The sequence below is a fragment of the Micromonospora sp. NPDC047557 genome, from assembly GCF_043205095.1.
Classification (GTDB): Bacteria; Actinomycetota; Actinomycetes; order Mycobacteriales; family Micromonosporaceae; genus Micromonospora.
The window spans coordinates 437108-462626 of sequence record NZ_JBIDDK010000004.1 but is presented as its reverse complement, the minus strand read 5'-3'; the positions used below and the strand labels follow the sequence as shown (position 1 = coordinate 462626).

Genomic DNA, 25519 nt, shown 5'->3' with positions numbered 1-25519 from the left:
CACCACCGGCGAACGCGAGACCAGCAACGGACAGCATGCTCTTACGCAAGATCGTGTTCATGGGGGTAGCTCCTTCGGGGGTAGGAACACCAGCGCACCGTTCGGGGGAAGCGGTGACGCGGGTGTGAGCACCTCGTCGGGCGCTGCACTATCAAAGGGGGAAGGTTTGGGGGCCGGCGAGCCCGAGGGCTCGCGGCGCGGCGGCCTACGAGCGGAGGGCTCGCGGCGCCGGGACGGTGTGTAACGACCGTCGGGCCGGGGGGATTCCCGGGGCGGCCAGCGAGCGGTGCTCGTGGCGCCGGGACCGTGTGTAACGACCCTCGGGCCGGGGGGATTCCCGGGGCGGCCAGCGAGCGGTGCTCGCGGCGCCGGGACCGTGTGTAACGACCCTCGGGCCGGGGGGATTCCCGGGGCCCTCACCGGGGCCAAATAGCGGACCCGGGGCGAGCCCACGCTCGTTCGGGGGGTCTGCAACGACCCGGCCCGGCCGACCATTCCCGCCCCGGTCGAGCCGGGCGCGGTGGCCGTGGTCCTGCGATCGTCAGGGTATGTAACGACCCCCGGCCCGCCACGATTCCAGCCCACGGATGCACCCGGTCACACCCCCACGCCGCCCAGAAACCGACATCCCGCCCCGACGGCCCCGTCGGAAACGGACATCCCTCCCAATCGACGCGGTGGGCGCGGTGGACGGGGCGCGTCCGGGGGGTGATCGACTCGGGTTCGCCGATATCGGGGTGTCCGGGGCGGGTTGATGCCGCGACATCAGCGATCTCGTGTCGATCACGGCCCGGTCACACGTCCACCAGCGGCCCAGAGACGGGCATCCCGCCCATTTGGCGCGGTGGGCGCGGTGGACGGGGGGTGTCCGGGCGGTGATCGACTCGGATCGCCGATATCGGAAGGTCCGGGACGGGTTGGTATCCCGACCGTGATGACCGGGATCACGCGTCCCAGACGGGCGCGAACCCGACCACCACGCCTATGCTGGGTCATGTTTTTAGACTGACCAGTCAGTACAGTGATCGGGGTGGGCGTCGTGGTGGTCGAGGCGAGGGGTCTTGGCCTGCGTACCTCTCGAGGGTGGGTCTTTCGGGGTGTCGACCTTGCGGTCAAGGCGGGTGAGCTGCACGCGATCGTCGGGGCGCCCGGTAGCGGACGGACCTCTCTGCTCCTCGCCCTGGCAAACCGCTTCCCCACGAGCGAAGGCCAGTTGGAACTCCGTGCGGCCGCGGCGCTCGGTCAGGTGGCCGGGGTGCACGAGCCCGACCCGGAGTTGACGGTCGCCGAGCACATCTCGGAACGACTGTCGCTGCTCGGGCGGCGAGCTGACCGTGCCGGGCCGACGGCCCTTCGTCCCGGTGCGGCAGGCGAGCTTCCGGCTGCCGAGATTGCCGACAAAGCCGAAACCGAAAGCCAAGCCGAAGCCGAAAGCCAAGCCGAAGGCCAAGCCGAAGTCGAAGGCCAAGCCGAAGCCGAAGCCGATGCCGAAGTCGAAGGCCAGGCCGAAGTCGAAGACCAAGCCGGAGGCGGAGGCCGAGGCGCGCCCGACCGACGGTCGACGGGCCGTCGAGGGTTCTTCGGGTACGGCACGGTGGGCGGTCGACCGGCTGGCCGGCGCGGGTCGCCGAGGCAGGGCCGGCGGGAGGCGGTCGCCGCCGTGATCGAAGGCGCCGGACTGGGCACGGACGTCCCGCTCGATCCGGCCAGCCGAGGACGGGACCTGACCCCGGTGCAGCGCCAGATCCTCGGGCTGGTGCTCGCCACCCTCGCGGGGCCGGGGTTGATTCTCGCCGACGACATCGACGCGGGTACGGACGGTGCGGACCGCGCCCTGCTCTGGGACCTTCTCGGTCGACTGACCGACCGCGGCATCGCGGTGGTGGTGACCGCCCGTGAGGTGGAAGCGCATGCGCCGTCGATCGTGCACCGACTGGGCCCACCCGAAACCGCCGTTGCCGTCGGGGCGGCTGCCGACCAGGACACCGAGGTGAACTGATGAGTGTTGTCCGACTGGCCTGGTTCGAGTTGCGCCGGATGACCCGGGGCCGGCTGCCGCGTGCCGCGCTTGCCGTGCTGACCGTCGTGCCGCTGCTGTACGGGGCGCTCTACCTCTACGCCTTCTGGGATCCGTACGGAAAGATGGACCGGATTCCGGTCGCCCTGGTGAACGCCGACCGGCCGGCGACGGCCAGCGACGGGTCGGTGGTGCACGCCGGGCAGGACCTGACCGACGAGCTGATCGACCGCCGGGTGTTCGGCTGGCAGGTCACCGATGCCGAGGACGCCGACGCGGGGTTGCGCAGCGGCCGGTACCACCTGGTGTTCTCCATTCCGGCGGACTTCTCGGCGACGCTCGCCGCGAGCCCCGAGCCAGGCCAGCCGGCCCATCGGGGCGAGCTGAAGGTGGTCAACGACGACGCCACCAACTACCTGTCGGGTCTGCTCGCCCGTTCGGCGTTCAGCGAGATCCGGGCCGCCGCGGCGGAGAGCGCCGCGTCCGGTTACTTCGCCCGGATGCTGGTGGGCTTCACCGATGCCAAGGCCGAGACGGGTCGGGCCGCCGACGGCGCCGGTCAGCTCGCCGACGGGCTGGGCAGCTCCGAGGCGGGCGCGGGTCGTATCGCCGACGGGTTGGACAGCTCGGCCGACGGTGCCGGGCAGGTCGCCGACGGGTTGGACAGCTCCGCCGCCGGGGCGGGCCGGCTCTCCGCCGGCCTGGACGCGAGCGCGCGGGGCGCCGACGAGTTGGCCACCGGGCTGGATCAACTGCGGACCGGCGCCGCGCAGCTCGCCGACGGCACCGCGCGGGCCGCGACGGCGACCCGCGCGGTGGCCAGCAGGGTGGACGGTGCGGCCGCGAGGATCGAGCCGGTCCTGCGGGAGAACGCCGAGCGGATCGAGCGGTCGGCGACGGCCATCGCCGACGGGGCGCAGGCGCTCGCCGACGGTCTGGACGCTCTGCCGCAGCGTGCGCAGAAGGCCCAGACCCAGGCCCAGGTGGTGCGCGATCGGCTCGACGCCCTGGTCGCCGCGCACCCGGAGTTGGCCGACGATCCGGACGTCGTCGCCGCAAGGGCGGCCGCGGTGGCCGGAGTCGAGGCGGCGCGGGCGGTGGTCGGTGGTCTCGACCAGGCCGACCTGACCGCGCTGCGCGAGCGGATGAGCGCGGTGGCCGCCACTGCGCGGCAGATCGCCGCCGCGGCGCCGCACCTGGCCGACGACGTGGCCGCCGCGCGGAGCAAGGTCGACGAACTGGCGGCCGGGCTGGGCACCCTCGCCGACGGCAGCGCCGAGCTGCGCGACGGTCTCGGCGACGCGGCGACCGGGGCCGCGCAGCTGCGCGGCGGGCTGTTCCGCCTGGCCACCGGGGCCCGCGAGCTGGACGGTGGGCTCGACCGGCTCAGCGCCGGCGGCGACCGGCTCGCCGACGGCCTGATCCGGCTGGAGAGCGGCGCCGGTGAGTTGGCCTCCGGGCTCACCCGGCTGGGCGGCGGGGCCGGCGACCTCGCCGACGGCCTGGCCGACGGCGAGAAGAAGATTCCGGGGTACGACGACGCGGACGCCCGCTCCGGCATCCTCGGCGATCCGGTGTCACTGGACCGCTCGGCCCGCCACCCGGCCGGCTCGTACGGGGTCGGCTTCGCGCCGTACTTCCTCGGTCTGGCGCTCTGGGTCGGCGCGATGATCACGTACATGCTGCTGCGGCCGGTCAACCGGCGGCACGTCATGTCCGGCGCACCCGCCTGGCGGGTCGCGCTGGCCGGTTTTCTGCCTGCCGCGGCGGTCGGGCTGGCCCAGGCCGGTGTGCTCTTCACCGTGGTGACACTGGTGTTGGGGCTGGACCCGGTGCACCCCGCCGCGACGCTGGGTCTGCTGGCGCTGGTCTCGCTCGCCTTCACCGCGATCATGCAGTGGCTGGGCGCCCAGCTCGGCCCCGCCGGGCGGCTCGCCGCGCTGGCCCTGCTGATGCTTCAGCTCACGTCCTCGGGCGGCACCTACCCGGTCCAGACCTCGCCCGGCTTCTTCCAGGCGATCCACCCCTGGTTGCCGATGAGCTACGTGGTGGCCGGGCTGCGGCACACCATCAACGGCGGCCCGGCCGGCCCGGTGGTGACGGCGGCGCTCGTGCTGCTCGGCTTCGCGGTGGCGGCGCTGGCCCTGACCGCCGGCGCGGCCCGCCGCTCACGCCGACTCACCCCGGCGAAGCTGCACCCCGAGCTGACCATGTGAGGATGGGCCGGTGACGGACGGACGGTCGAGGCGGCGGGAGGATACGCGTCAGCGGCTCTTCGTCGCCGCGGTGGACCTCATCGCCGAGCGCGGTTTCTCCGCGACCACCGTGGACGACATCGCTGCCCGGGCCGGTGTCGCGAAGGGCACGGTCTACTACAACTTCGAGTCCAAGACGGTGCTCTTCGAGGAGTTGTTGCGCCACGGCATCGGCCTGCTCACCGCCGAGTTCCGGGCGGCGGTCGCCGGGCAGCCGCCGCGCGCCGCGCTGGCGGCCCTGGTCCGCGCCGAACTGGAGTACATCCGCCGGTACCGGGCCTTCGCCCAACTGCTGCTGTCGGAGATGTGGCGGACCAACCGGGAGTGGCAGCAGACGTTGCGGCTGTTGCGCGGCGAGGCGATCGCGGTGATCGCCGAGACCGTGCGGGCCGGGGTGGACAGCGGGGACCTGCCGGCCGACCTGGACGTGCCCACCGCCTCCTCGGCGCTGTTCGGGGTGGGCCTGGTGGTGGCCGTGGACTGGCTGGTGTTCCAGCCCGACCGGCCCATCGCCGACGTGCAGGAGGCGCTGCTCGGCATCGTGCGTCGGGTCGCGCAGACCTGACCGCAAGTCCTGCTCAGGGCGGGTAAATCGGTTGAGTCGACGGGGCTGCTGCCGGCACGCTGGGTGTTCCGCCACCCACGTCCGGAGGAACTCCGATGCGCCTGCTCCGTGATCTGTGGGGCACCTCGCCGCGCCGTCTGACGCTCGTGGCCGTCCTGATCGTGCTCGGCGCCGCCGGTCAGGCGGGCGCGTCGGCGCTCGCCGGCGCGGTGCTCGTACACCGGTCGACAAGCTCCTTCGCGGTCCTGGCCGTGGCGCTGGCCGCCGTGGTGCTCAGCGATCTCGTGGTGAGCCTGGTGATGGCCGGGCTGACCGCCGACTGGTCCGCGGACGTCCGTCGCCGGCTCTGCCGGGTCGCGCTCGGGCAGGACCTGCCGAGCCTCGAGACCACGCCGGTGGGCGAGCTGCTCGACCGCATCGACGGGGACGTCTACCAGGTGGCGTCGGCGGTACGCAACCAGGGTTCGCGCCTCGCCCAGGGGCTCTGCGTCGGCCTGCTGTCGATGGTGGTGGCGCTGGCCGTGTGGTGGCCGGCCGGGATAGCGATGCTGCTGCTCACGGTGCTGCTGGGGGTGGGGCTGCGCCGGCCCACGGCGCGGATCGGCCCCGCCCGGATGGTCGAGGAGGAGGCCTGGTCGGACCTGGCCGCCGTGATGGAGGAGGCGGTGCACGGTCAGGACGACGTGCGGACCAGCCTGGCCCAGCCGTACGTGCTGCGGCTGTACGCCCGGCGGGCCGCCGCCGTGCTGTCCCGCGGCCACCGGGTCTGGGTGCTGTCCGCCCGGGTGGCGACGGTCGCCACCGCGACGATCCGGGCCGGCGTCGGCGTGGTGGTGCTCGGCGGGGCCTGGGCCCTGGCCACCGACCGGGTCGACGCCGCCCGGCTCACCGCGATCTGGTTGCTCGCCCTGGCCTTCGGGGCCACCGCCGAACACGTCAGCCGGATGGTGCCCGAGCTGCAGGAGGCTCTCGGCGCGTGGGCCCGGGTGCAGTTGCTCCAGAAGGCCCGGCAGGAGCCGGTCGGCGGGGCCAGTCCGGCCGAGGGTGACCTGCGCATCCGGGACCTGACGTTCGGATACGAGGTGAGCGGCCCGGAGAGCGGGCGGGGTCCGGCCCTGCGCGGACTCAGCCTGACCTTCGCGCGCGGCCGGTCGTACGCCCTGATCGGGCGGACCGGGTCGGGCAAGTCGACCCTGGCGAAGGTGCTCACCAGGGCCGTGGACGTGCCGTCGGGCACCGTGTTCCTCGGCGGCACCGACCTGTGTGACCTCGACGTCGAAGAGCTGCGCCGCTGGGTGGCGCTGGTGCCGCAGCGCACCGAGATCCTCGCCGGCACGCTCGCCGAGAACGTCGCGCTCTACGACCCGGAGCTGCTCGACGCCGCCGCCCGGGCGTTGGACGAGCTGGGCCTGGCCGGCTGGATCGCCGAGCTGCCCGACGGGTTGGCGACCCGGCTGGGGGAGGCCGGGCACGTGCTCTCCGCCGGCCAGGAGCAGTTGGTGGCGTTCGCCCGGATCCTGGTGCGCGATCCGCACGTGGTGATCCTGGACGAGGCCACCGCGCGGCTGGACCCGGTGACCGAGGCGCGGGTGCAGCGGGCCACCGAACGGCTGCTGCGCGACCGGATCGGCATCGTCATCGCCCACCGGCTCTCCTCGGTGCGCCGCTGCGACGAGGTGGTGGTGCTGGCCGACGGCGCGGTGGTCGAGGCCGGCCCCCTGGAGACGTCGACGCGCTTCGCCGAGCTGCTGGCGACCAGCCACGCCGCCGTGTACGCCGGCGGGGCGTCGGCGTTCCGGTCCGGCGGCGGCACCGACCTGCTGACCGGCCCGGACCCCGCTGGCGCCGACCTGTTGAGCGGCTCCGAGACCGCCGGCACCCGGCCGGTCGCACCGGCGGTGACGGGTGGGCAAGGCCCGACGGTGCGGGCCGAGCCGCCGCCGTTGCCACCGACCCCGCCGGCCCGCACGTTCCGGGAGATCATCCGGCTCTGCACCAACGACCCCCGGTACGGCGCGGCGGCGATCGCGCTGTTCCTCGGGCTCAGTCTGCTCGGGCTGGACGGCCCGCTGCTGCCGTGGTTCTGGGCCGACCTGGTCGACGGGACCGGCAACCCGTACCTGCCGGCGCTGGGCATCGTGGCCGGGCTGCTGGTGACCCTGCCGCTGCCGTACTACACCCACGTCTGGTTCCCGCACTGGTGGGTGCGGCAGATGCTGCGGATCGGCCTGCGTCTGGTGCACGGCCAGACCGGCCCGCGGCGGGTCAGCTCGCACACCCCGGCGGAGGTCGTGGCGCAGGGCGGCGACACCGAGCGCGTGGTGCAACTCGCCGACAACGTGCTCGACCAGTCCGTCGCGCTGGTCCTGGTGGTCGCCATGACGGCGGTCACCGGCAGCGTCGTACCGGGGCTGTTCTTCCTCGGCACGATGGTCGTCTCCGGACTGGCCGCGACGCTGTTCGGCCCGAAGCTGGAGCGTGCGGCTCGGGCGACCGTGACGGCGCGGGCGGCGTTCGCCACCGCCCTGGTCTCGGCGCTCTCCGCGGCGCGGACGGTGAAGCTGGCCGGCGCCACGGCGGCGGTGCTGCGTCACCTCGCCGTCCTGGACGCGCTGCGCAGTGACCGGCAGCGACGGGAGATCTCCGTGCAGGTGTGGTCGCGGTCGACGCCGTCGGTGGCCAGTGGCCTGCTGCCGATCGGCGCGTGGGCCCTCTACCTGGGCGGCGAGCTGTCGGCCGGCGCGGTGCTGGTGGCCGTTTCCACGCTGGGCGCGGCCCGGTGGTTCGCCTGGACCACCGCGTCGTTGATCTCCCAGTTGCCGTCGGCGCGGGTGTGGACCCGCCGGACGGTGGCGATGACGGGCGTGGGCGCGTACACGGCGGCGGTGCCGGCGGTCGACCTGGCCGCCGGGACCGCGCCCGCGCCAACGTCGCCGCCCCGGCACCCGCTGCGCCGGTTGGAGCTGCGCCGCTTCTCGGTGGTGCACTCCGACGGCACCCTCGCCGTCCGGGACGTGGACCTGACGGTGCAGCGCGGGCAGTTGGTGCTGGTCGTGGGGCCGGTCGGGTCGGGCAAGTCCTCGCTGCTGCGGGCGCTGGCCGGCATCGTGCACCACACCGGCGAGCTGTCGTGGAACGGCGACCCGGTCACCGAGCCTGAGCTGTTCCTGCGCCCCAACCAGGTCGGCTACGTCGGCCAGTTGCCCCGGGTGCTCTCCGGCACGGTGGCCGACAACATCGCGCTCGGCCACCAGGTGGACGCGGCCGGCGCGGTCAGCACCGCCCAGCTCGACCACGACCTGGCCGCCGCCGGCGGTGGGCTGGGTCTGCTCATCGGGCACAAGGGCACCCGGCTCTCCGGCGGCCAGCTACAGCGGCTGGCGCTGGCCCGGGCGCTGGCACCGCGTACCGAACTGCTGGTCGCCGACGACGTGTCGTCGGCGCTGGACGTCACCACCGAGCTGGCGCTGTGGCGGGCGCTGCGGGCGCACGGGGTGACAGTGGTCGGGTCGACCGCGAAGCGTGCCGCGCTGGTCCGCGCCGACCACGTGGTGGTGTTGCAGGCCGGTGCGGTGGCGGCGCAGGGCACCTGGCGGGAGCTGGAGGGCGACTGGTCGCACCTGGCCGGCTGACGGTCGGGCGACTGCCGGCAACGGCAGCCGCCCGACCGGCGGGAATCACCAGGCGCGGGCGTACTGGGCGGGCCCGCTGTACGCGACGCCGAGCTTCGCGGCGGCGCGGCGCGGCCAGTACGGGTCGCGCAGCAGTTCCCGGCCGAGCAGCACCAGGTCGGCCTCGCCGCTGGCGACGATCTGCTCGGCGTGCTCCGGCTCGACGATCAGGCCGACCGCACCGGTCGGCACGCCCGCCTCGCGACGGATCTGGGCGGCCAGCGGCACCTGGTAGCCGGCGCCGAGCAGCGGGATGCGCTGGTCGGTGCTGACGCCACCGGAGGAGGCGTCGACGAGGTCGACGCCGAGGCCGGCCAGCTCGCCGGCGAGCACCACGCTGTCCTCGACGGTCCAGCCGCCCTCGACCCAGTCGGTGGCGGAGATCCGGGTCAGCACCGGCACGCTCTCGCCGACCGCGGCGCGCACCGCGCGGGCGACCTCCAGGGTGAGCCGCATCCGGGCGGCCCGGTCGCCGCCGTAGGAGTCGGTGCGGTGGTTGGTCAGCGGCGACAGGAACTCGTTGAGCAGGTAACCGTGTGCGGCGTGGATCTCCACGGCGGCGAAACCGGCGGCGAGGGCCCGCTCGGCACCAGCCGCGAACGCCTCGACCACACCGGCGATGCCGGCCTCATCAAGGCTGGTCGGCGTCCGGTAGCCGGGGGTGAACGGCTCGGACCCGGGGGCGACGGGCGTCCAGCCGCCCTCGGCGTCCGGCACTCCGCCGCGCTCCGGCTCCCACGGCCGGTAGGTGGAGGCCTTGAAACCGGCGTGCGCGAGCTGGACGGCCGGAACCGCACCGTGGGCGGCGACGAACGCGGCGATCGGCCGCCACGCGTCGACGTGCGCGTCGGACCACAGGCCGGTGTCCTGCGGGGTGATCCGACCCTCGGGGAGTACGGCGGTCGCCTCGGTCAGCACCAGCCCGGCCCCGCCGACCGCGCGGGTGCCGAGGTGGATGAGGTGCCAGTCGGTGGGCAGGCCGTCCGGTCCGGCCGAGTACTGGCACATCGGCGCCATGGCGATCCGGTTGGGCAGGGTGACCCCGCGCAGGGCCAGGGGGGTGAACAGGGAACTCATAAAGGTCATCCTCTCCGAAACGGCGACGGGCCCCGGTAAGAGGGGCCCGTCGCGGTGCAGTGAGCTGTCAGGCAGGGACGGGGCTGAGCTCGGGCCGGGTGTCGGCTACCGGCTCCGGGTCGACCAGATCCCGGCGGCCCGCGGACTCGTACGCGGCCCGGTCGAGGGTGCCCTCACGGGCGGCGACCACTGTCGGCACGAGCGCCTGGCCGGCCACGTTGGTGGCGGTGCGGATCATGTCCAGGATCGGGTCGATGGCCAGCAGCAGGCCGGCGCCGGCCAGCGGCAGACCCAGCGTGCTCAGGGTGAGGGTGAGCATGACGATCGCCCCGGTCAGGCCGGCGGTGGCCGCCGAGCCGACCACCGAGACGAACGCGATGAGCAGGTAGTCGGTGACGCCGAGGTGCACGCCGAACACCTGCGCCACGAAGATCGCGGCGAGGGCCGGGTAGATCGCGGCGCAGCCGTCCATCTTCGTGGTGGCGCCGAACGGCACCGCGAACGAGGCGTACTCGCGGGGGACGCCGAGCCGCTCGACGGAGCGCTGGGTCACCGGCATGGTGCCCACCGAGGAGCGGGACACGAAGGCCAGCTCGATCGCGGGCCAGGCGCCGGCGAAGAAGCGCAGCGGGTTGAGCCGGCCGGCGAGGATCAGCACCAGCGGGTAGACCACGAACAGCACGATGGCGCAGCCGACGTAGACGGCGGTGGTGAACTTGGCGAGGGGTGCCAGCAGGTCCCAGCCGTACGAGGCGACGGCGTTGCCGATCAGGCCGAGGGTGCCGATCGGGGCGAGTCGGATGACCCACCACAGGGCCTTCTGCACGATTTCCAGCAGCGAGCGGTTCAGCGCCACGAAGGGCTCGGCCGCGTCGCCGACCAGCAGGGCCGCGGCACCCACCACGAGGGCGAGGAAGACGATCTGGAGGACGTTGCCCTCGACGAATGCGCCGACCGGGTTGGTGGGCACGATGCCGGTGAGGAAGTCCGTCCAGGAGCCGGTGTTCTTGGGCGGGGTCGCTCCACCCAGGTCGAGGCTCACGCCGCGGCCCGGGTTGACGAGCAGGCCGAGGCCGATGCCGATGCTCACCGCGATCAGTGCGGTGATGCCGAACCACATCAGGGTCTTCAGCGCGAGCCGGGCGGCGTTGGCCACGCCGCGCAGGCTGACCACGCTGACCACGATGGCGGTGAAGACCAGCGGCGGCACGGCCAGCTTGAGGAGCTGGATGAAGAGGGAGCCGACGGTGTGCAGGGTGCTGGTCAGCCAGCTCAGGTCGTTGCTGCGGGCCAGGAAGCCGAGCGCGACGCCGAGCACGAGGCCGAGGAGGATCTGCACGGAGAACGGAATTTTGCGCAGGCCGAAGGGCATGAAGTGTCCAATTGTCTGTTCTGGTCGGGGTAGGCGCGAGGAGGGCGGCTACGCCGGACAGATGCCGCTGGCCTGCAGTCGGAGATCGACATACAGGCGAACGGTGAGGCCCCAGACATTGGTCATCGCTCGCCGACAGTACGCCGATCAGCGCGATCTGCAAGGAACGGTGGCCGTGACGCTCCTTACAAGCCCCGTTCGCTGCGGGCCAGGGCCAGGGCCGTGCCGGTGGCCAGGCCCCACAGCACCGCGAGCCCGAGAACCAGCCGCTCCACCACGCCGGCCAGGGCGCCCCGGCCGACCACGAGCATGGCCAAGCCGACCGTCGCGCACAGCGGCAGGGCGAGCACGGCCGTGCCGGCCGCCAACCGGCGGACCATTGCCCCGGCCGGCTCGGACACGGCCAGCGCGATCATGGCGAGAACCACCGCCGCCGTCGCCGCGATGCTCGCGCCCCCGTGCACCAGGTCGGCCACCGTGGTCCGCTCGAACGGCGGCAGTGGGCAGCCGGCGGAGCAGGTCACCGCCCCGGACACCGCGGTGAGCACCGCACCGGTGGCGAGCAGCGCCGGTGCCACCCGCACCCCGGGAGGCAGCGCCGCGGCGATCAGCAGCAACGCGCCGGCCAGGGCGAGAACCCCGATCCGGTACGTCACGGCGTGCGCGCTGCCAGCGATGCCCGCCTCGCTCACGTACCCGGTGAGACCGGGACCGGGACCGGCGACGACCGCGACCGTCACCGCGACCGCGCCGGCCACCGCGCAGCCGGCGGCGGCGGACCCGGCGACCCGGCGGGCGACGTCCCCGCGGGCGGCGGATGCCGTCGCGGTGCCGGCCCGCCCCGGCTCAGCCACGCCCGTGCGGCGTCGTCCAACCGGACTCGTCGGGCCCCAGCGGCACGATGCCGCTCGGGTTGATCTCCCGGTGGGTGCCGTAGTAGTGCCGCTTGATGTGGTCGAAGTCCACCGTCTCGCCGAAGCCCGGGGTCTGGAACAGGTCCCGGGCGTACGCCCAGAGCACCGGCATCTCGGTCAGCTTGTTGCGGTTGCACTTGAAGTGCCCGTGGTACGCGGCGTCGAAGCGCACCAGCGTGGTGAACAGCCGCACGTCGGCCTCGGTGATCGCGTCTCCCATCAGGTAGCGCTGCCCGGCCAGGCGTTCGGACAGCGCGTCCAGTCGGGCGAAGAGCGCCCGGAACGCCTCGTCGTACGCCTCCTGCGAGGTGGCGAACCCGCACCGGTAGACGCCGTTGTTGACGTCGTGGTGGATCTCGGCCATCAGCGCGTCCATTTCCGGGCGCAGCGCGACCGGGTACAGGTCGGGTGCGCCGGGCGCGTGCAGCGACCGCCACTCGGTGGAGAAGTCGAGGGTGAGCTGCGGGTAGTCGTTGGTGACCACCCGGCCGGTCAGCGTGTCGACGAGCGCCGGCACGGTCACCCGGCCGGTGTAGTCCTCGTCGGTGGCCAGGTACGCCTCGGAGAGGAAGCTGACACCGAGGACCGGGTCGAAGCCGTCCGGGTCGAGGGCGAACGCCCAGCCCCGCTGGTCCCGGATCGGGTCGACGGTGCCCAGCGAGATCGCGTCGTCCAGCCCGAGCAGGCCGCGCACGATCCTCGCCCGGTGCGCCCACGGGCACGCGCGGCACCAGATCAGCCGGTACCGGCCGGCCTCCAGAGGCCAGCGGTCCTGCTCGTCCGGGCCGCCACCCGGCGGGGAGGTCGAGTCGGGGGTGACCCGACCGGTGAAGCGGTTGGGCTGGCGGACGAAAGCGCCACCACGGCTGGTCTCTGCGCTGAACTGGGCCCGGGCCATGCCGCCAACCTATCCGCTGTGCGCGTGGATATCCTGGCGGCTGGGGAGTCCCCTGCGACCCGGTGGACGCCCGCACCCCCGCCCTTCCCACCCCCGAAGGACTCGCGATGACCGTGGCATACCTGGTGGCCGGTGTCCGTACCCCCATCGGCCGGTACGCCGGCGCGCTGGCCGGCGTCCGCCCCGACGACCTGGCCGCGCACGTGATCCGCGAGTTGGTCGCCCGGCACCCGTCGGTGGACTGGGCCCGCGTCGACGACGTCGTGCTCGGCTGCGCCAACCAGGCCGGCGAGGACAACCGCAACGTGGCCCGGATGGCGGCGCTGCTCGCCGGCCTGCCCGAGGAGGTGCCGGGCAGCACCGTCAACCGGCTCTGCGGCTCCGGCCTGGACGCCCTCGCCATCGCCGCCCGGTCCATCGTGGCCGGCGAGACGGACCTGGTGGTCGCCGGTGGGGTGGAGAGCATGAGCCGGGCCCCGTTCGTCGTGCCGAAGGCGACCTCGGCGTACTCCCGCTCGGCGGAGATGTACGACACGACCCTGGGCTGGCGGCTGGTCAACCCGCTGATGCGGGACGGCTGGGGCGTCGACTCGATGCCGGAGACGGCGGAGAACGTGGCCGCCGAGTACGGGGTGGGCCGGGCCGAGCAGGACGCCTTCGCGTACCGCTCGCAGCAGCGCGCCGCCAAGGCGCAGGCCGACGGCCGGTTCGCCGAGGAGATCGTGCCGGTGTCCGTGCCGGCCGGTCGCCTCCAGGCCCGACTGGTCGAGGTCGACGAGCACCCCCGGGAGACGTCGCTGGAGAAGCTGGCCGCGTTGCCCACCCCGTTCCGCGACGGTGGCACGGTGACCGCCGGCAACTCCTCGGGCGTCAACGACGGCGCGGTCGCGCTGCTGGTGGCCAGTGCAGCGGCGGTCCAGCGGTACGGTCTCACCCCGCTGGCCCGGATCGGCGGCGCGGCGACGGCCGGCGTACCGCCGCGGATCATGGGAGTCGGTCCGGTGCCGGCCACCCGCAAGCTGCTCGACCGGGTCGGCGTCGAGCTGGGCGCGGTGGACGTCATCGAGTTGAACGAGGCGTTCGCCGCGCAGTCCGTGGCGGTGCTGCGCGAGCTGGGGTTGCCGGTCGACGCCGAGCACGTCAACCCGAACGGTGGCGCGATCGCGCTCGGGCATCCGCTGGGCGCCAGCGGCGCGCGGCTGGCGCTGACCGCCGCCCTGGAGCTGCGCCGTCGCGGCGGCCGCCGGGCCCTCGCCACCATGTGCATCGGCGTCGGGCAGGGCATCTCGCTGCTGCTGGAGTCGGCCGCCTGAGCGCGGAAAGTTACGTGAATGCATCTCCCGTACGTGGGAGTTGGCGGCCTAGAGTGGTCCACACCACACGACCCGCGGGGTCGGCCGGCGGTCGCGCGCGCTCGTCGACGCCGGCGCCTCGCGCCGCGGCGACGAACTGGGGAGCACACCGATGCCGGACGCACTGCCGACCGAGATTGACCTGACCAGGCCGAGCGCGGCCCGGGTGTACGACTACTTCCTGGGCGGGGCGCACAACTTCGAGGTCGACCGGCAGTTGGCCGAGCAGATCGCCAGCATGACCCCGAATCTCGCCGCCACCATGCGCTCCGGTCGGGAGTTCCTGCGCCGCGCCGTCCGGGTGCTGCTCGACGCCGGCATCGACCAGTTCCTCGACATCGGCTCCGGCATTCCGACCGTGGGCAACGTGCACGAGGTGGCCCAGGCGGCCAACCCGAAGGCCCGGGTGGTCTACGTCGACATCGACCCGGTCGCCGTCGCGCACAGCCGTGAGCTGCTCGCCGGCAACGACCTGACCGGCGTGATCCACGCCGACCTGCGCGAGCCGGAGCGCATCCTCGCCGAGACCCGGCGGCTCGGGCTGATCGATTTCAGTCGACCGATGGGCATCCTGCTGGCCGGGGTGGTGCACTTCATCCCGGACGCCGACGGTCCCGAGCAAATCCTGTCCACCCTGCGGGCCGCCGCCGCGCCGGGCAGCTTCCTGGTCATCTCGCACTCGACCTTCGAGGACCAGCCGCAGGAGATGCTGGACGCCCAGCGCCTCTCCGCCCGGACGGCCACCGAGATCACCCTGCGATCCCGCGCGCAGGTCACCGGCTTCTTCGGCGACTGGACGGTGCTCGAACCGGGCGTGGTGCACATGCCACTGTGGCGTCCCGACTCGCCGGCCGACGTGGATGAGCACCCTGAGCGGTTCGGCGCCTTCGGGGCCGTGGCCCGGTACGACCAGCCCGCCGGCTGATTCCAGTGGCCGCCGTCCCGGACCCCGCCGGGGTCGACGTCGGCCGGGGCGGTGCCCAGGGCTACGCCGCCGACTGGGCCCGCGCCGTACGCCGCATCGGTTTCGTGCCGCTCAGCGCGGCCGAGACCGAGCGGCTGCTGCTGCTGCACACCGTCCGGCTGGCCCAGGTGGTGCGGGCCGAGCCGTTCAGCACCCGTCCCGCCGAGGAGGTCGGGCGGGCGCTGGTGGAGGCGCACCTGACCGAGCCGCGGGCGTTGGAGTGGTCGCTGCGCGCGCTCGGCGACGACTTCCCCGATCGGGTCCTGGCGTCCGGCGACCGGCCGGCCGACCTGGGCGAGCGGATCGCGGCGGTGCAGGGCGGGTTGGCCGCCGGGTTCGCCCGCGCGCTGCGCGACCGCACCTTCACCCAGCAGGAGCGCATCGCCCGCTCGGCCTGGCAGGCTCGCGACGAGGTCGAGCAGGCGCTGCGTGACAGTGAGGCGCGGTTCCGGGCGGTCTTCACCGGCGCGGCGATCGGGATCGGCATCGCCGGGGTGGACGGGCAGATCATCGACGTCAACACGGCGTTCGCCGACATGCTCGGCTACTCGATCGAAGAGCTGTGCGAGATGAACGTGGCGCAGCTGTTCCACGCCGACGACGCCGCCGGCATGTGGGAGCTGTACCAGGAACTGATCGAGGGCAAGCAGGACTCGGTCCGGGTGGAGAAGCGCTACCACCGCAAGGACGGCAGCATCGTCTGGACGGACCTGGCCGTCTCGTTGATCCGGTACGACGACGGGCGACCCCGGTTCACCGTCGCCATGATCGAGGACATCACCGAGCGGTACGAACTCCAGCAGCGGCTGCGTTTCCAGGCGCTGCACGACCCGCTGACCGGGCTGCCCAACCGGACCCTGTTCTTCGAGACGCTGGGCCGGGTCTTCGACACCGCCGGGCCCGGTCAGCGGGTCGGGGTGTGCTTCCTCGACCTGGACGGCTTCAAGGCGATCAACGACAGCCTCGGCCACGACCTCGGCGACCGGCTGCTGGTGGCGATCGGCCGGCGGCTCGCCGAGTGCGTGGCCGACCACGGCCACCTGGTCGCCCGGATGGGCGGCGACGAGTTCGTCATCCTGGTCGACGGCGGCGACGACGTCGATGACGCGGTGGCCGTGGCGGAGGCCGCGCTGGCCGCCGTCGCCGCCCCGGTGCATCTCGGCGACCAGCAGTTGGCGGTCTCCGCCAGCGTGGGCATCGTGGACTGCCCGGCTGCGGAGACCACCGCCTCGGAGCTGATGAAGGCCGCCGACACGACGCTCTACTGGGCCAAGGCGGCCGGTCGCGGCCGGTGGGCGGTGTACGACCCGGAGCGCAGCGCCCGCGACCTCGCCCGGTCGGCGCTGGTCGCCGGGCTGCCGGCCGCGCTGGACCGGGGCGAGTTCGTGCTGCACTACCAGCCGATCGTGTCGCTGCTGGAGGGCACGATGCTCGCGGTGGAGGCGCTGGTCCGCTGGGAGCACCCGGAGCTGGGCCTGATCGGCCCGGACCGGTTCATCGGCCTCGCCGAGGAGACCGGCCTGATCGTCCGGCTCGGCGAGTGGGTGCTGCGGCGGGCCTGCCACGACGCCGAACGCTGGCGGCGGGAGTTCCCCGAGGCCCGGCTGGTGGTCAGCGTCAACCTGGCCGCCCGGCAGGCCGACGACCCGGAGATCGTCGCGACGGTGGCGGACGCGCTGGCCACCAGCGGCTTGCCGGCGGAGCTGTTGCAGCTGGAGTTGACCGAGAGCGCCGTGATGGGCAGCGCCGGCGAGCCGCTGCGCAGCCTGCACCGACTCGCGGCGCTGGGCGTCCGGCTGGCGGTCGACGACTTCGGCACCGGATATTCCAACCTCGCGTACCTGCGGCGGCTGCCGATCCACTGCCTGAAGCTGGCCGGCCCGTTCGTCGAGGGCATCCGCGCCGACGGGACGGACGCGGTGGCGGACCACCGCGACGAGCGGATCGTCGACGCGTTGGTCCGGTTGGCGCACGCGCTGGAGCTGTGGGTCACCGCCGAGGCGGTGGAGACCCCGGTGCAGGCCGAGCGGCTGCGGGCGCTGCGCTGCGACACCGGGCAGGGGCGGTACTTCGGCGCACCGTCGCCCGCCGAGGAGATCACCGCCCGGCTGCGCGGCGGTTCGGCGGCGTGAGCGGGGGATGCGTCCGGGCCGTCCGGCCCGGACGGTGGCAACGGAAGGTGGCGCGGTGAGCCTGAACGACCCGCAGACGGTGGTGACCGTGGTGGCCGCGCTGGCCATCCTGGCCGGGCTGGCTGGCGTGGTGGTTCCCGGCCTGCCAGCGCTGCCGCTGTGCTGGGGCGGGGTGCTGGTCTGGGCGATCTTCGGCGGCGCAGGTCCGGGCGGCTGGGCGGTGTTCGCCGCCGCGACGCTTGTCGCCGCCGGTGGCACGGTGATCAAGTACGCCTGGCCCGGGCGGAACCTGAAACGGACTGGCGTGCCCACGTCGACGCTGCTCGCCGGCGCGGTGCTCGGAATCGTCGGGTTCTTCGTGGTGCCGGTGGTCGGGCTGGTGCTCGGCTTCGTCGCCGGGGTGTGGGCAGCGGAGCGGCTGCGGCTGGGCAGCAACCGCCTCGCCTGGCCGTCCACCGTGCAGGCGGTCAAGGCCGCCGGCCTGTCCATGCTCGTGGAATTCCTCGCCGGCCTCGTCATCGCCGCACTCTGGACAGCCGGCGTCCTGCTGACCTGACCTTCCCGCAAGATCGACACGATGTCGCCAATGTGGCGGTATCCCGGGCCTTGAATAGCGCCACATCGGCGACCTGGAGACGATCAACGCCTTTTCGTGCGGCCCTCAGTTCCAGCCTCTCCCGGCCCGAGCCCACGCGTCCTGGTCCACCGGTTGAGGGCCTTGTCGCAGCCACCTGATGATGCTCTGGGCGTGTTCCGCGGGTGTCCCCGAGGACGACTCCATGCGGAGAGCCCCGTCGAAGTAAGGGAACGCCTCAGCTCGTTCACGGACGAGCGCTTCGTCGAGATCCGTGGCTTGCTGGCGCTCCCGGAATCGGTTCACGGCCTCGTCGGGAGTCACGAAGAACTCGACGACCCAGAGCGGCGCAGAGGAGCCGGTCAACGCTTCCAGCAGACTGGCGCGCTGGTCGCGACGAGCGTAGGTGCATTCGAGGATTACAGACTCTCCACAATCGACAAACATTCGGGCGAGGAGATGTGCTCCGGCGTACGCGCGCATCCGGTCGTCACGACTTCGATCGGAGTCAGGGAAGAGGAGCTCGAACAGGGTGTCGACCTCCAGGTGGATCCGACCGTGTCCTAAGGAAGTCCGCTCCTCAGCCAGAACCTGTCGAGCCGTGGTCTTGCCCGAGCACGGAGGGCCCGAGAGCACGACGATCCCGTTGCTGGCCATGTCCCTCACGGTTCAGTGCTCGTTGACGACGTTCCAAGCAGGCGGACAAGGTCCGAAAGCACCCTGAGAGCCTAACCATCCGGATCTGCCGCTCCGGGACGCAGCGCGGGTGACATCGAGCGGTACGTGCGCTGGCTACAGGATGTACGCCGGTACCAGCCCTCGACGGTGTCGCGGCGTCCGCTGAGGTGAGAGTGGGCGGCGCGGGGCTTTTGTGGGTACGGCGGTACGCCGTACGTGAGAGAGAGGCGTGCCCCGCGCCGCCGCGGTGCCGGGCGGTCCGAGCGCCCGGTGGTGGCCCGTCGCGATCGGGCCTGGTCACGAGGTCAAGCATGCGGGCGGGCTGGACGGGCGGCAACGCAATTAGCCGGGACGGCGGTGAGATTCCCACCGGCACCGTATTGACCTGTCTTGATCGGCGGGACGACACTTTGCGCACTCGTTCGCGGAACCACCTCAGGGAGGTGTGCAGTGGCCACGACGCCCGTGCCGACCGCAGAGCAACCGATCGATGACGACGCCCGACGACTCGCCGAACTCGGCTACAAGCAGGAGCTGCGCCGCAAGTGGAGTGGCTTCTCCAACTTCGCCATCTCGTTCTCCATCATCTCGATCCTGGCCGGCTGCTTCACCACCTTCGGCCAGGCGTGGAACAACGGCGGGCCGGTCGCCATCTCCTGGGGCTGGCCGCTGATCTCACTGTTCATCCTGATCATCGGGTTCTGCATGGCCGAGCTGGTGTCGGCCTACCCGACGGCGGGCGGAATCTACTGGTGGGCGGCGACCATGGGCCGCCCGGTGCACGGCTGGTTCACCGGCTGGTTGAACCTCATCGGCCTGGTCGCGGTCACCGCCTCGGTCGACTACGGCTGCGCGACCTTCCTCAACCTCACCCTGTCGGCGCTCTTCGACGGCTGGGCCGGGACGCTGCGGCAGGCGTTCGTCCTCTTCGTGATCATTTTGGCGTTGCACGGCCTCATCAACATCTTCGGGCACCGGATCATCGACGTACTCCAGAACGTCTCGGTCTGGTGGCACGTGGCCGGCGCGGCCGCCGTGGTGGCCATCCTGGTGTTCGTTCCGGACGATCACCAGAGCTTCCAGTTCGTGTTCACCGAGCGGTTCAACAACTCGGGTTTCGGTGACGGGGACACCGGCGGGCTGACGTTCTGGTTCTACGTGCTGCCGCTGGGCTTCCTGCTCACCCAGTACACGATCACCGGCTTCGACGCCTGCGCCCACGTCTCCGAGGAGACCCGGGGCGCCTCGCAGGCCGCCGCGCGCGGGCTCTGGCAGTCGATCTTCTATTCGGCGGTCGGCGGCTGGATCCTCCTGCTGGCGTTCCTGTTCGCGGCCACCGACGTCGAGGCGGTCAACGCCGCCGGTGGCTTCTCCGGCGCCATCTTCGAATCCGCCCTGACCCCGGTCTTCTTCAAGATCGTCATCATCATCTCGACGATCGGGCAGTTCTTCTGCGGGATGAGCTGCATCACCTCGATGAGCCGGATGGCGTACGCCTTCAGTCGGGACCGGGCGGTGCCGGGTTGGCGGCTCTGGTCGAGGGTGAACCGCAACGGCACACCGGTCAACGCGATCATCGGCACCACGATCGCCGGCCTGGTGCTGACCCTGCCGGCGCTCTACGAAAGTTCGGCCGGCATCCCGATCGCCTTCTACGCGGTGGTCTCCGTCGCGGTGATCGGCCTCTACCTGTCCTTCCTCATCCCGATCGCGCTACGCCTGCGGATGGGTGACAGGTTCGTGCCCGGCCCGTGGACGCTGGGGCGGAAGTACAAGCTGCTCGGCTGGATCGCGGTCATCGAGATCGCGGTCATCGCCGTGTACTTCGTGCTGCCGATCGTGCCGGCCGGCGTGCCCGGCAACGACGACTTCACCTGGTCGGCGGTGAACTACGCGCCGCTCGCCGTGGGCGGGGTGCTGCTGGTGGTCGCGGTCTGGTGGTACGCCTCGGCCCGGAAGTGGTTCGCCGGCCCGGTCCGTACCGTCGAGGAACCCGCGCCGGCGGCCGACCCGACGCCGGTCGACGGCCCGGCCTGACACCCGCCCGGCGGGACGGTCATCGCGGCCGTCCCGCCGGTGCGGTCACCGGGTTTGCCGCCCTCGGCCCCGGGGGCATTGACGGTGATCCGGTTTGCCAGTAGACCTTGGTGATGGAGGCCCGCGAATGACGAAAGCTCCGCTCACGCTGGAACAACTGCGGGTCGCCGTCGCCGAGGGCGAGATCGACACCGTCGTGCTGGCCCTCGTCGACATGCAGGGCCGCCTGCAGGGCAAACGGTTCCACGCGCCGTTCTTCCTCGACCAGGTGGTGGCCAACGGCAGCGAGGGCTGCAACTATCTGCTCGCCGTGGACGTCGACATGAACACCGTCGACGGGTACGCGATGTCGAGCTGGGAGCGCGGCTACGGCGACTTCGCGATGGTGCCGGACTTCGCCACCCTGCGTCGGGTTCCCTGGCAGCCCGGCTCCGCCCTGCTGCTGGCCGACCTGACCTGGCTGGACGGCTCCGGTGACGTGGTCGCCTCGCCCCGGCAGATCCTGCGCCGGCAACTGGACCGGCTGGCCGAGCACGGGCTCACCGCGTACGCCGGCACCGAGCTGGAGTTCGTGCTGTTCCGCGACTCGTACGAGGACGCCTGGCGGCGCGGCTACCGCGACCTCACCCCGGCCAACCAGTACAACGTGGACTACTCGCTGCTCGGCACCGCCCGGGTGGAGCCGCTGCTGCGCCGGATCCGCACCGAGATGGCCGGCGCCGGGCTGACCCCGGAGAGCGCCAAGGGTGAGTGCAACCTCGGCCAGCACGAGATCGCCTTCCGCTACGACGAGGCGGTCGCCTGCGCCGACCACCACGTGATCTACAAGAACGGGGCCAAGGAGATCGCCGCCCAGGAGGGCATGGCGATCACCTTCATGGCCAAGCCGAACGAGCGGGAGGGCAACTCCTGCCACATCCACTTCTCGCTACGCGACCGCACGGGCGCCTCGGCGATGCTCGGCGACGGGCCGGCGCACCTGTCGGAGACCGGGCAGCGGGTGCTCGCCGGGCTGCTCGCCACCATGCGGGAGTTCAGCCTGCTCTTCGCCCCGAACATCAACTCCTACAAGCGCTACCAGCCGGGCTCGTTCGCCCCGACGGCGCTGCGCTGGGGGGTGGACAACCGCACCTGCGCCCTGCGGGTGGTGGGGCACGGGCAGGGCATGCGGGTGGAGAACCGGGTGCCCGGGGCCGACGTCAACCCGTACCTGGCGATCGCCGGGCTGGTCGCGGGCGCGCTGCACGGCATCGAGCGGGAGCTGGAGCTGGGCGACGAGTGCACCGGCAACGCGTACGACGACCCGCAGGCCGAACGGGTCCCCGGCACATTGCGCGACGCACTGGCCCTCTGGGAGGCGTCGACGGTGGCCCGGGAGGCTTTCGGCGACGAGGTGGTCGCCCACTACGCCAACCAGGCGAGGGTGGAGCTGGCGGCCTTCGACGCCGCGGTGACGGACTGGGAGCTGACCCGTGGCTTCGAACGCCTCTGACCACGGACTCGCCCAGGGAAAGGCGGTAGCGGCGTGACAGTGGTGGTGGATCCGGCCAGCGGGGAGGGGTTTCGGGAGGTTTCCGGGGCCTCGGTGGCGGAGGTGGACGCGGCGATCGCGCGTGCCGCGACGGCGTTCGAGGCGTGGCGGGTCGTCGCGCCGGGGGACCGGGCCCGGCTGCTGCGGCGGTTCGCCGCCGTCGTCGACGCGCACCTGGACGAGCTGGCCGCGTTGGAGGTCCGCAACTCCGGGCACACCGTCGGCAACGCCCGGTGGGAGGCCGGCAACGTCCGCGACGTGCTGGACTACTACGCCGGCGGGCCCGAACGGCTGACCGGGCGGCAGATCCCGGTGCCCGGCGGCCTGGACGTCACCTTCCACGAGCCGCTCGGGGTGGTCGGGGTGATCGTGCCGTGGAACTTCCCCATGCCCATCGCCGCCTGGGGGTTCGCCCCGGCCCTCGCGGCCGGCAACACAGTGGTGCTCAAACCCGCCGAGCTGACCCCGCTCACCGCGCTGCGCCTGGCCGAGCTGGCGCGCGAGGCCGGCCTGCCCGACGACGTGTTCACCGTCATCCCCGGCGAGGGCGCGGTGGTGGGGGAGCGGTTCGTCAGCCACCCGGCGGTCCGCAAGATCTGCTTCACCGGCTCCACCGAGGTCGGCACGCGCATCATGGCCGGCTGCGCCGCCCAGGTGAAGCGACTCACCCTGGAGTTGGGCGGCAAGAGCGCGAACATCGTGTTCGCCGACGCCGACCTGGAGCGCGCCGCCGCGACCGCGCCGGGCGCGGTCTTCGACAACGCGGGCCAGGACTGCTGCGCACGGTCGCGGATCCTGGTTCAACGCCCGGTGTACGACAAATTCCTGGAACTGCTCGAACCGGCGGTACGCGCGGTGCGCGTCGAGGATCCGTCCCGGGACACCGCCGAGATGGGTCCGCTGATCTCGGCGGCCCAGCGGGACCGGGTCGCCGGCTACGTGACCGGGGCGACTGTCGCCTTCACCGGCTCCTGCCCGGACGGCCCCGGTTTCTGGCACGCGCCGACGGTGCTGCTGGCCGACTCGCCGGCCGACCGGCACTGGCGGGAGGAGATCTTCGGACCGGTGGTGTCGGTGCTGCCGTTCGACGACGAGGCCGACGCGGTCCGGCTCGCCAACGACACCGAGTACGGCCTCTCCGGCTCGATCTGGACCCGGGACGTGGGCCGCGCGCTCCGGATGGCCCGCGCCGTCGAGGCGGGCAACCTCAGCGTCAACTCGCACTCCTCGGTGCGCTACTGGACCCCGTTCGGTGGGATGAAGCGCTCCGGGCTCGGCCGCGAGCTGGGCCCGGACGCGCTGCACGCCTTCACCGACGTCAAGAACGTGTTCATCGCGACAGAGGAGTGACGCCTGTGCAGGGTCGATTGCAGGACCGGGTGGCCGTGGTCACCGGAGCGGGCAGCGGCATCGGGTTGGCCACCGTGCGGCGGTTCGCCGCCGAGGGGGCCCGGGTGGTCTGCGTGGACATCGACGAGGCGGCCGGCGAGAAGGCCGCCGAGGAGTGCGGCGGCGAGTTCGTCCGCACCGACGTCGCCGACGAGTCGGCGGTCCGCGACCTGTTCGACGGGGTGGCCGACCGGCACGGCCGGGTGGACGTCGCGTTCAACAACGCCGGCATCTCCCCGCCGGACGACGACTCCATCCTGGACACCCGGCTGGACGCGTGGGAACGGGTGTTGCGGGTCAACACCACGAGCGTCTACCTCTGCTGCAAGTACGCGATCCCGCACATGCGTCGGCAGGGCAAGGGCTCGATCATCAACACCGCGTCGTTCGTGGCGCTGATGGGCGCGGCGACGTCGCAGATCGCGTACACCGCCAGCAAGGGCGGGGTGCTGGCGATGACCCGGGAGCTGGGTGTGCAGTTCGCCCGCGAGGGCATCCGGGTCAACGCGCTCTGTCCCGGCCCGGTGGCCACCCCGTTGCTGCTGGAGTTGTTCGCCGCCGACCCGGAGCGGGCCGCCCGCCGACTGGTGCACGTCCCGATGGGCCGCTTCGGGCAGCCGGAGGAGATCGCCGCCGCGGTGGCGTTCCTGGCCAGCGACGACGCCTCGTTCATGACCGCCGCGCAGTTCGTGGTCGACGGCGGGATCACCGGCGCCTACGTCACTCCCCTATGAGGCGGCCGCTGATCGGGATCAGCGCGTACGTCGAGCCCGCCGACTGGGCGGTGTGGCGCGGTGTGCGGGCGGTGCTGGTGCCCGAGGCGTACGTGCGGGCGGTGACCGCCGCCGGCGGTCGGGCGGTGGTGTTGCCCCCGGACGACTCCGACGGTGACGTGCTGGCGGTCCTCGACGGGCTCCTGCTGGCCGGGGGCGCCGACGTCGGTCCGGGGCGGTACGGCCAGCAGCCGCACCCGCGGACCGAGGACCGGCCGGACCGGGACGCCGGTGAGCTGACCCTGCTGACGGCCGCCTTCGCCGCCGACCTGCCGGTGCTGGGTGTCTGTCGGGGAATGCAGCTGCTCGCCGTGGCGTACGGCGGCACCCTGCACCAGCACCTGCCCGACGTCGTCGGTTCGGAGGCGCACCGTCCGGCCCCGGGGGTCTACGGCACCCATCCGGTGCGGTTCGCGCCGGGGAGTCTGGCGGCGAGGACGCTGGCCGGGGTGGACCGGGTCAACTCGTACCACCATCAGGCGGTCGCCACGCCGGGGCGGCTCGCGGTCAGCGGCTGGGCGGCGGACGGCGTGATCGAGGCGGTCGAGGACCCGGACCGTCCGTTCGTGCTCGGGGTGCAGTGGCATCCGGAGAACGAGCCGGACCCGCGTCCGATCACGGCGCTGGTCCGGGCCGCCGGGCGGTCGGGCCCACCGTTGGTTGACCGCGACGAGGGGGTACGCGTGGCGGGGTCGCCGACGGTGTGACGCAGGTCGCCCCGGCGGGGGACGGGCGCGATGGGAGGATCACCGCATGGGCAAGGTCTATCCAGAGATCGACGCTCGTCTGCGGGAGTTCATCGCGGGCCAGCCGGTCTTCTTCGTGGCCACCGCGCCGTCCGGGCCCGAGGGGCACGTCAACGTCTCGCCGAAGGGCATGACGGGCACCTTCGTGATCCTCGGCCCGCACCGGGTGGCCTACCTGGACTACCACGGCAGCGGCGCGGAGACCATCGCCCACCTGCGCGACAACGGCCGCATCACGCTGATGTTCTGCGCGTTCGACGGGCCCCCGAAGATCGTGCGCCTGCACGGCAGGGGCAGCAGCGTCGCGGTGACCGAGGCGGGCTACGCGGACCGGCTCGCCGAGTTTCCCGCGCCGCCGGACGTGCACGCCGTGCGGGCCGTGATCACGGTGGAGGTCGAGCGGGTCAGCGACTCCTGCGGTTATGCGGTGCCGCTGATGGACTACCGGGCGGAGCGTGACCTGTTGCTTACCTCACACTCCCGCCGTACGGCCGATGATCTGGTGACCTACCGCGCCACCAAGAACGCCGCGAGCATCGACGGACTGCCGGTCTTCTGACAGGTCAGGGCGCTC

General features: G+C 72.7%; 19 protein-coding genes. 14 read left to right on the top strand and 5 right to left on the bottom strand.

Annotation, left to right across the window (positions count from 1 at the left end):
* The first annotated feature begins 1030 nt into the window (after positions 1–1030).
* The 4 genes from ACGGAQ_RS14885 to ACGGAQ_RS14870 all read left to right on the top strand — a co-directional run bounded on the left by ACGGAQ_RS14885 (position 1031) and on the right by ACGGAQ_RS14870 (position 8469).
* Positions 1031–1999 carry an ATP-binding cassette domain-containing protein gene (locus tag ACGGAQ_RS14885; protein ID WP_393048839.1) on the top strand — a complete coding sequence of 323 codons (969 nt, stop codon included), beginning with the start codon at positions 1031–1033 and terminating at the stop codon, positions 1997–1999.
* Positions 1999–4233 (top strand): YhgE/Pip family protein, encoded by a 2235-nt coding sequence (locus ACGGAQ_RS14880; protein WP_393048836.1) that lies wholly within the window; start codon positions 1999–2001, stop codon positions 4231–4233. Before ACGGAQ_RS14885 ends, ACGGAQ_RS14880 begins: the two co-directional genes overlap by 1 nt.
* Before the next feature lie 10 nt (positions 4234–4243).
* Complete coding sequence (locus tag ACGGAQ_RS14875) at positions 4244–4837, top strand: TetR/AcrR family transcriptional regulator (protein ID WP_354857591.1); 594 nt, start codon at positions 4244–4246, stop codon at positions 4835–4837.
* 95 nt (positions 4838–4932) lie between these two features.
* Entirely contained in the window at positions 4933–8469 is a 3537-nt protein-coding gene (locus ACGGAQ_RS14870) for an ATP-binding cassette domain-containing protein (protein WP_393048832.1), read from the top strand.
* A gap of 45 nt (positions 8470–8514) precedes the next feature.
* On the opposite strand, the gene ACGGAQ_RS14865 is transcribed toward ACGGAQ_RS14870, so the two are convergent.
* From ACGGAQ_RS14865 to ACGGAQ_RS14850, 4 genes are all read right to left on the bottom strand, one after another.
* A complete protein-coding gene (locus ACGGAQ_RS14865; RefSeq protein WP_393048829.1) occupies positions 8515–9585 on the bottom strand; it encodes an NADH:flavin oxidoreductase/NADH oxidase in 1071 nt (356 codons plus the stop codon).
* 67 nt (positions 9586–9652) lie between these two features.
* Positions 9653–10945, bottom strand: coding sequence for a dicarboxylate/amino acid:cation symporter (locus ACGGAQ_RS14860; RefSeq protein WP_354857680.1), 1293 nt, complete (start codon positions 10943–10945; stop codon positions 9653–9655).
* A 197-nt stretch (positions 10946–11142) separates the two neighbouring features.
* Entirely contained in the window at positions 11143–11811 is a 669-nt protein-coding gene (locus ACGGAQ_RS14855; RefSeq protein ID WP_393048826.1) for a DUF998 domain-containing protein, read from the bottom strand.
* Positions 11804–12769, bottom strand: a complete 966-nt coding sequence (locus ACGGAQ_RS14850; protein WP_393048823.1) for a glutathione S-transferase family protein — start codon at positions 12767–12769, stop codon at positions 11804–11806. The genes ACGGAQ_RS14855 and ACGGAQ_RS14850 overlap by 8 nt, the downstream gene beginning before the upstream one ends.
* Before the next feature lie 107 nt (positions 12770–12876).
* Between ACGGAQ_RS14850 and pcaF the strand changes: the two genes are divergently transcribed.
* The 4 genes from pcaF to ACGGAQ_RS14830 all read left to right on the top strand — a co-directional run bounded on the left by pcaF (position 12877) and on the right by ACGGAQ_RS14830 (position 17773).
* Complete coding sequence (pcaF, locus tag ACGGAQ_RS14845) at positions 12877–14082, top strand: 3-oxoadipyl-CoA thiolase (RefSeq protein ID WP_393048820.1); 1206 nt, start codon at positions 12877–12879, stop codon at positions 14080–14082.
* A 151-nt stretch (positions 14083–14233) separates the two neighbouring features.
* Positions 14234–15046: an SAM-dependent methyltransferase gene (locus ACGGAQ_RS14840; protein WP_393048817.1), complete on the top strand. Its 813-nt coding sequence runs from the start codon at positions 14234–14236 to the stop codon at positions 15044–15046.
* 5 nt (positions 15047–15051) lie between these two features.
* Positions 15052–17217, top strand: coding sequence for a putative bifunctional diguanylate cyclase/phosphodiesterase (locus ACGGAQ_RS14835; protein WP_393048814.1), 2166 nt, complete (start codon positions 15052–15054; stop codon positions 17215–17217).
* 55 nt (positions 17218–17272) lie between these two features.
* Complete coding sequence (locus ACGGAQ_RS14830; RefSeq protein WP_393048811.1) at positions 17273–17773, top strand: DUF456 domain-containing protein; 501 nt, start codon at positions 17273–17275, stop codon at positions 17771–17773.
* A 105-nt stretch (positions 17774–17878) separates the two neighbouring features.
* Here the strand turns inward: ACGGAQ_RS14830 and ACGGAQ_RS14825 are convergent, their stop codons facing one another.
* Entirely contained in the window at positions 17879–18448 is a 570-nt protein-coding gene (locus ACGGAQ_RS14825) for an AAA family ATPase (protein ID WP_393048809.1), read from the bottom strand.
* Between the two features lie 471 nt (positions 18449–18919).
* On the opposite strand from ACGGAQ_RS14825, the gene ACGGAQ_RS14820 reads away from it, so the two are divergent.
* The 6 genes from ACGGAQ_RS14820 (at position 18920) to ACGGAQ_RS14795 (ending at position 25504) form a co-directional block, all read left to right on the top strand.
* Positions 18920–20506: an amino acid permease gene (locus ACGGAQ_RS14820; protein WP_393048807.1), complete on the top strand. Its 1587-nt coding sequence runs from the start codon at positions 18920–18922 to the stop codon at positions 20504–20506.
* Positions 20507–20633: 127 nt separating this feature from the next.
* Positions 20634–21998, top strand: a complete 1365-nt coding sequence (locus ACGGAQ_RS14815; RefSeq protein ID WP_393048805.1) for a glutamine synthetase family protein — start codon at positions 20634–20636, stop codon at positions 21996–21998.
* A 33-nt stretch (positions 21999–22031) separates the two neighbouring features.
* Positions 22032–23387, top strand: coding sequence for an aldehyde dehydrogenase family protein (locus ACGGAQ_RS14810; RefSeq protein WP_393048802.1), 1356 nt, complete (start codon positions 22032–22034; stop codon positions 23385–23387).
* Between the two features lie 5 nt (positions 23388–23392).
* Positions 23393–24160: a 3-oxoacyl-ACP reductase gene (locus ACGGAQ_RS14805; protein ID WP_393048799.1), complete on the top strand. Its 768-nt coding sequence runs from the start codon at positions 23393–23395 to the stop codon at positions 24158–24160.
* Entirely contained in the window at positions 24157–24906 is a 750-nt protein-coding gene (locus ACGGAQ_RS14800) for a gamma-glutamyl-gamma-aminobutyrate hydrolase family protein (protein WP_393048797.1), read from the top strand. Before ACGGAQ_RS14805 ends, ACGGAQ_RS14800 begins: the two co-directional genes overlap by 4 nt.
* A 46-nt stretch (positions 24907–24952) precedes the next feature.
* Positions 24953–25504: a pyridoxamine 5'-phosphate oxidase family protein gene (locus ACGGAQ_RS14795; RefSeq protein WP_393048794.1), complete on the top strand. Its 552-nt coding sequence runs from the start codon at positions 24953–24955 to the stop codon at positions 25502–25504.
* The last annotated feature ends 15 nt before the right edge of the window (positions 25505–25519 follow it).

Excerpts from the sequence above, each read along its gene's own strand:
- ACGGAQ_RS14880 (WP_393048836.1), top strand. The coding sequence starts at position 1,999 with ATGAGTGTTGTCCGACTGGCCTGGTTCGAGTTGCGCCGGATGACCCGG.
- ACGGAQ_RS14870 (WP_393048832.1), top strand. The coding sequence starts at position 4,933 with ATGCGCCTGCTCCGTGATCTGTGGGGCACCTCGCCGCGCCGTCTGACG.
- ACGGAQ_RS14865 (WP_393048829.1), bottom strand. The coding sequence starts at position 9,585 with ATGAGTTCCCTGTTCACCCCCCTGGCCCTGCGCGGGGTCACCCTGCCC.
- ACGGAQ_RS14850 (WP_393048823.1), bottom strand. The coding sequence starts at position 12,769 with ATGGCCCGGGCCCAGTTCAGCGCAGAGACCAGCCGTGGTGGCGCTTTC.
- pcaF (WP_393048820.1), top strand. The coding sequence starts at position 12,877 with ATGACCGTGGCATACCTGGTGGCCGGTGTCCGTACCCCCATCGGCCGG.
- ACGGAQ_RS14840 (WP_393048817.1), top strand. The coding sequence starts at position 14,234 with ATGCCGGACGCACTGCCGACCGAGATTGACCTGACCAGGCCGAGCGCG.
- ACGGAQ_RS14825 (WP_393048809.1), bottom strand. The coding sequence starts at position 18,448 with ATGGCCAGCAACGGGATCGTCGTGCTCTCGGGCCCTCCGTGCTCGGGC.
- ACGGAQ_RS14815 (WP_393048805.1), top strand. The coding sequence starts at position 20,634 with ATGACGAAAGCTCCGCTCACGCTGGAACAACTGCGGGTCGCCGTCGCC.
- ACGGAQ_RS14800 (WP_393048797.1), top strand. The coding sequence starts at position 24,157 with ATGAGGCGGCCGCTGATCGGGATCAGCGCGTACGTCGAGCCCGCCGAC.
- ACGGAQ_RS14795 (WP_393048794.1), top strand. The coding sequence starts at position 24,953 with ATGGGCAAGGTCTATCCAGAGATCGACGCTCGTCTGCGGGAGTTCATC.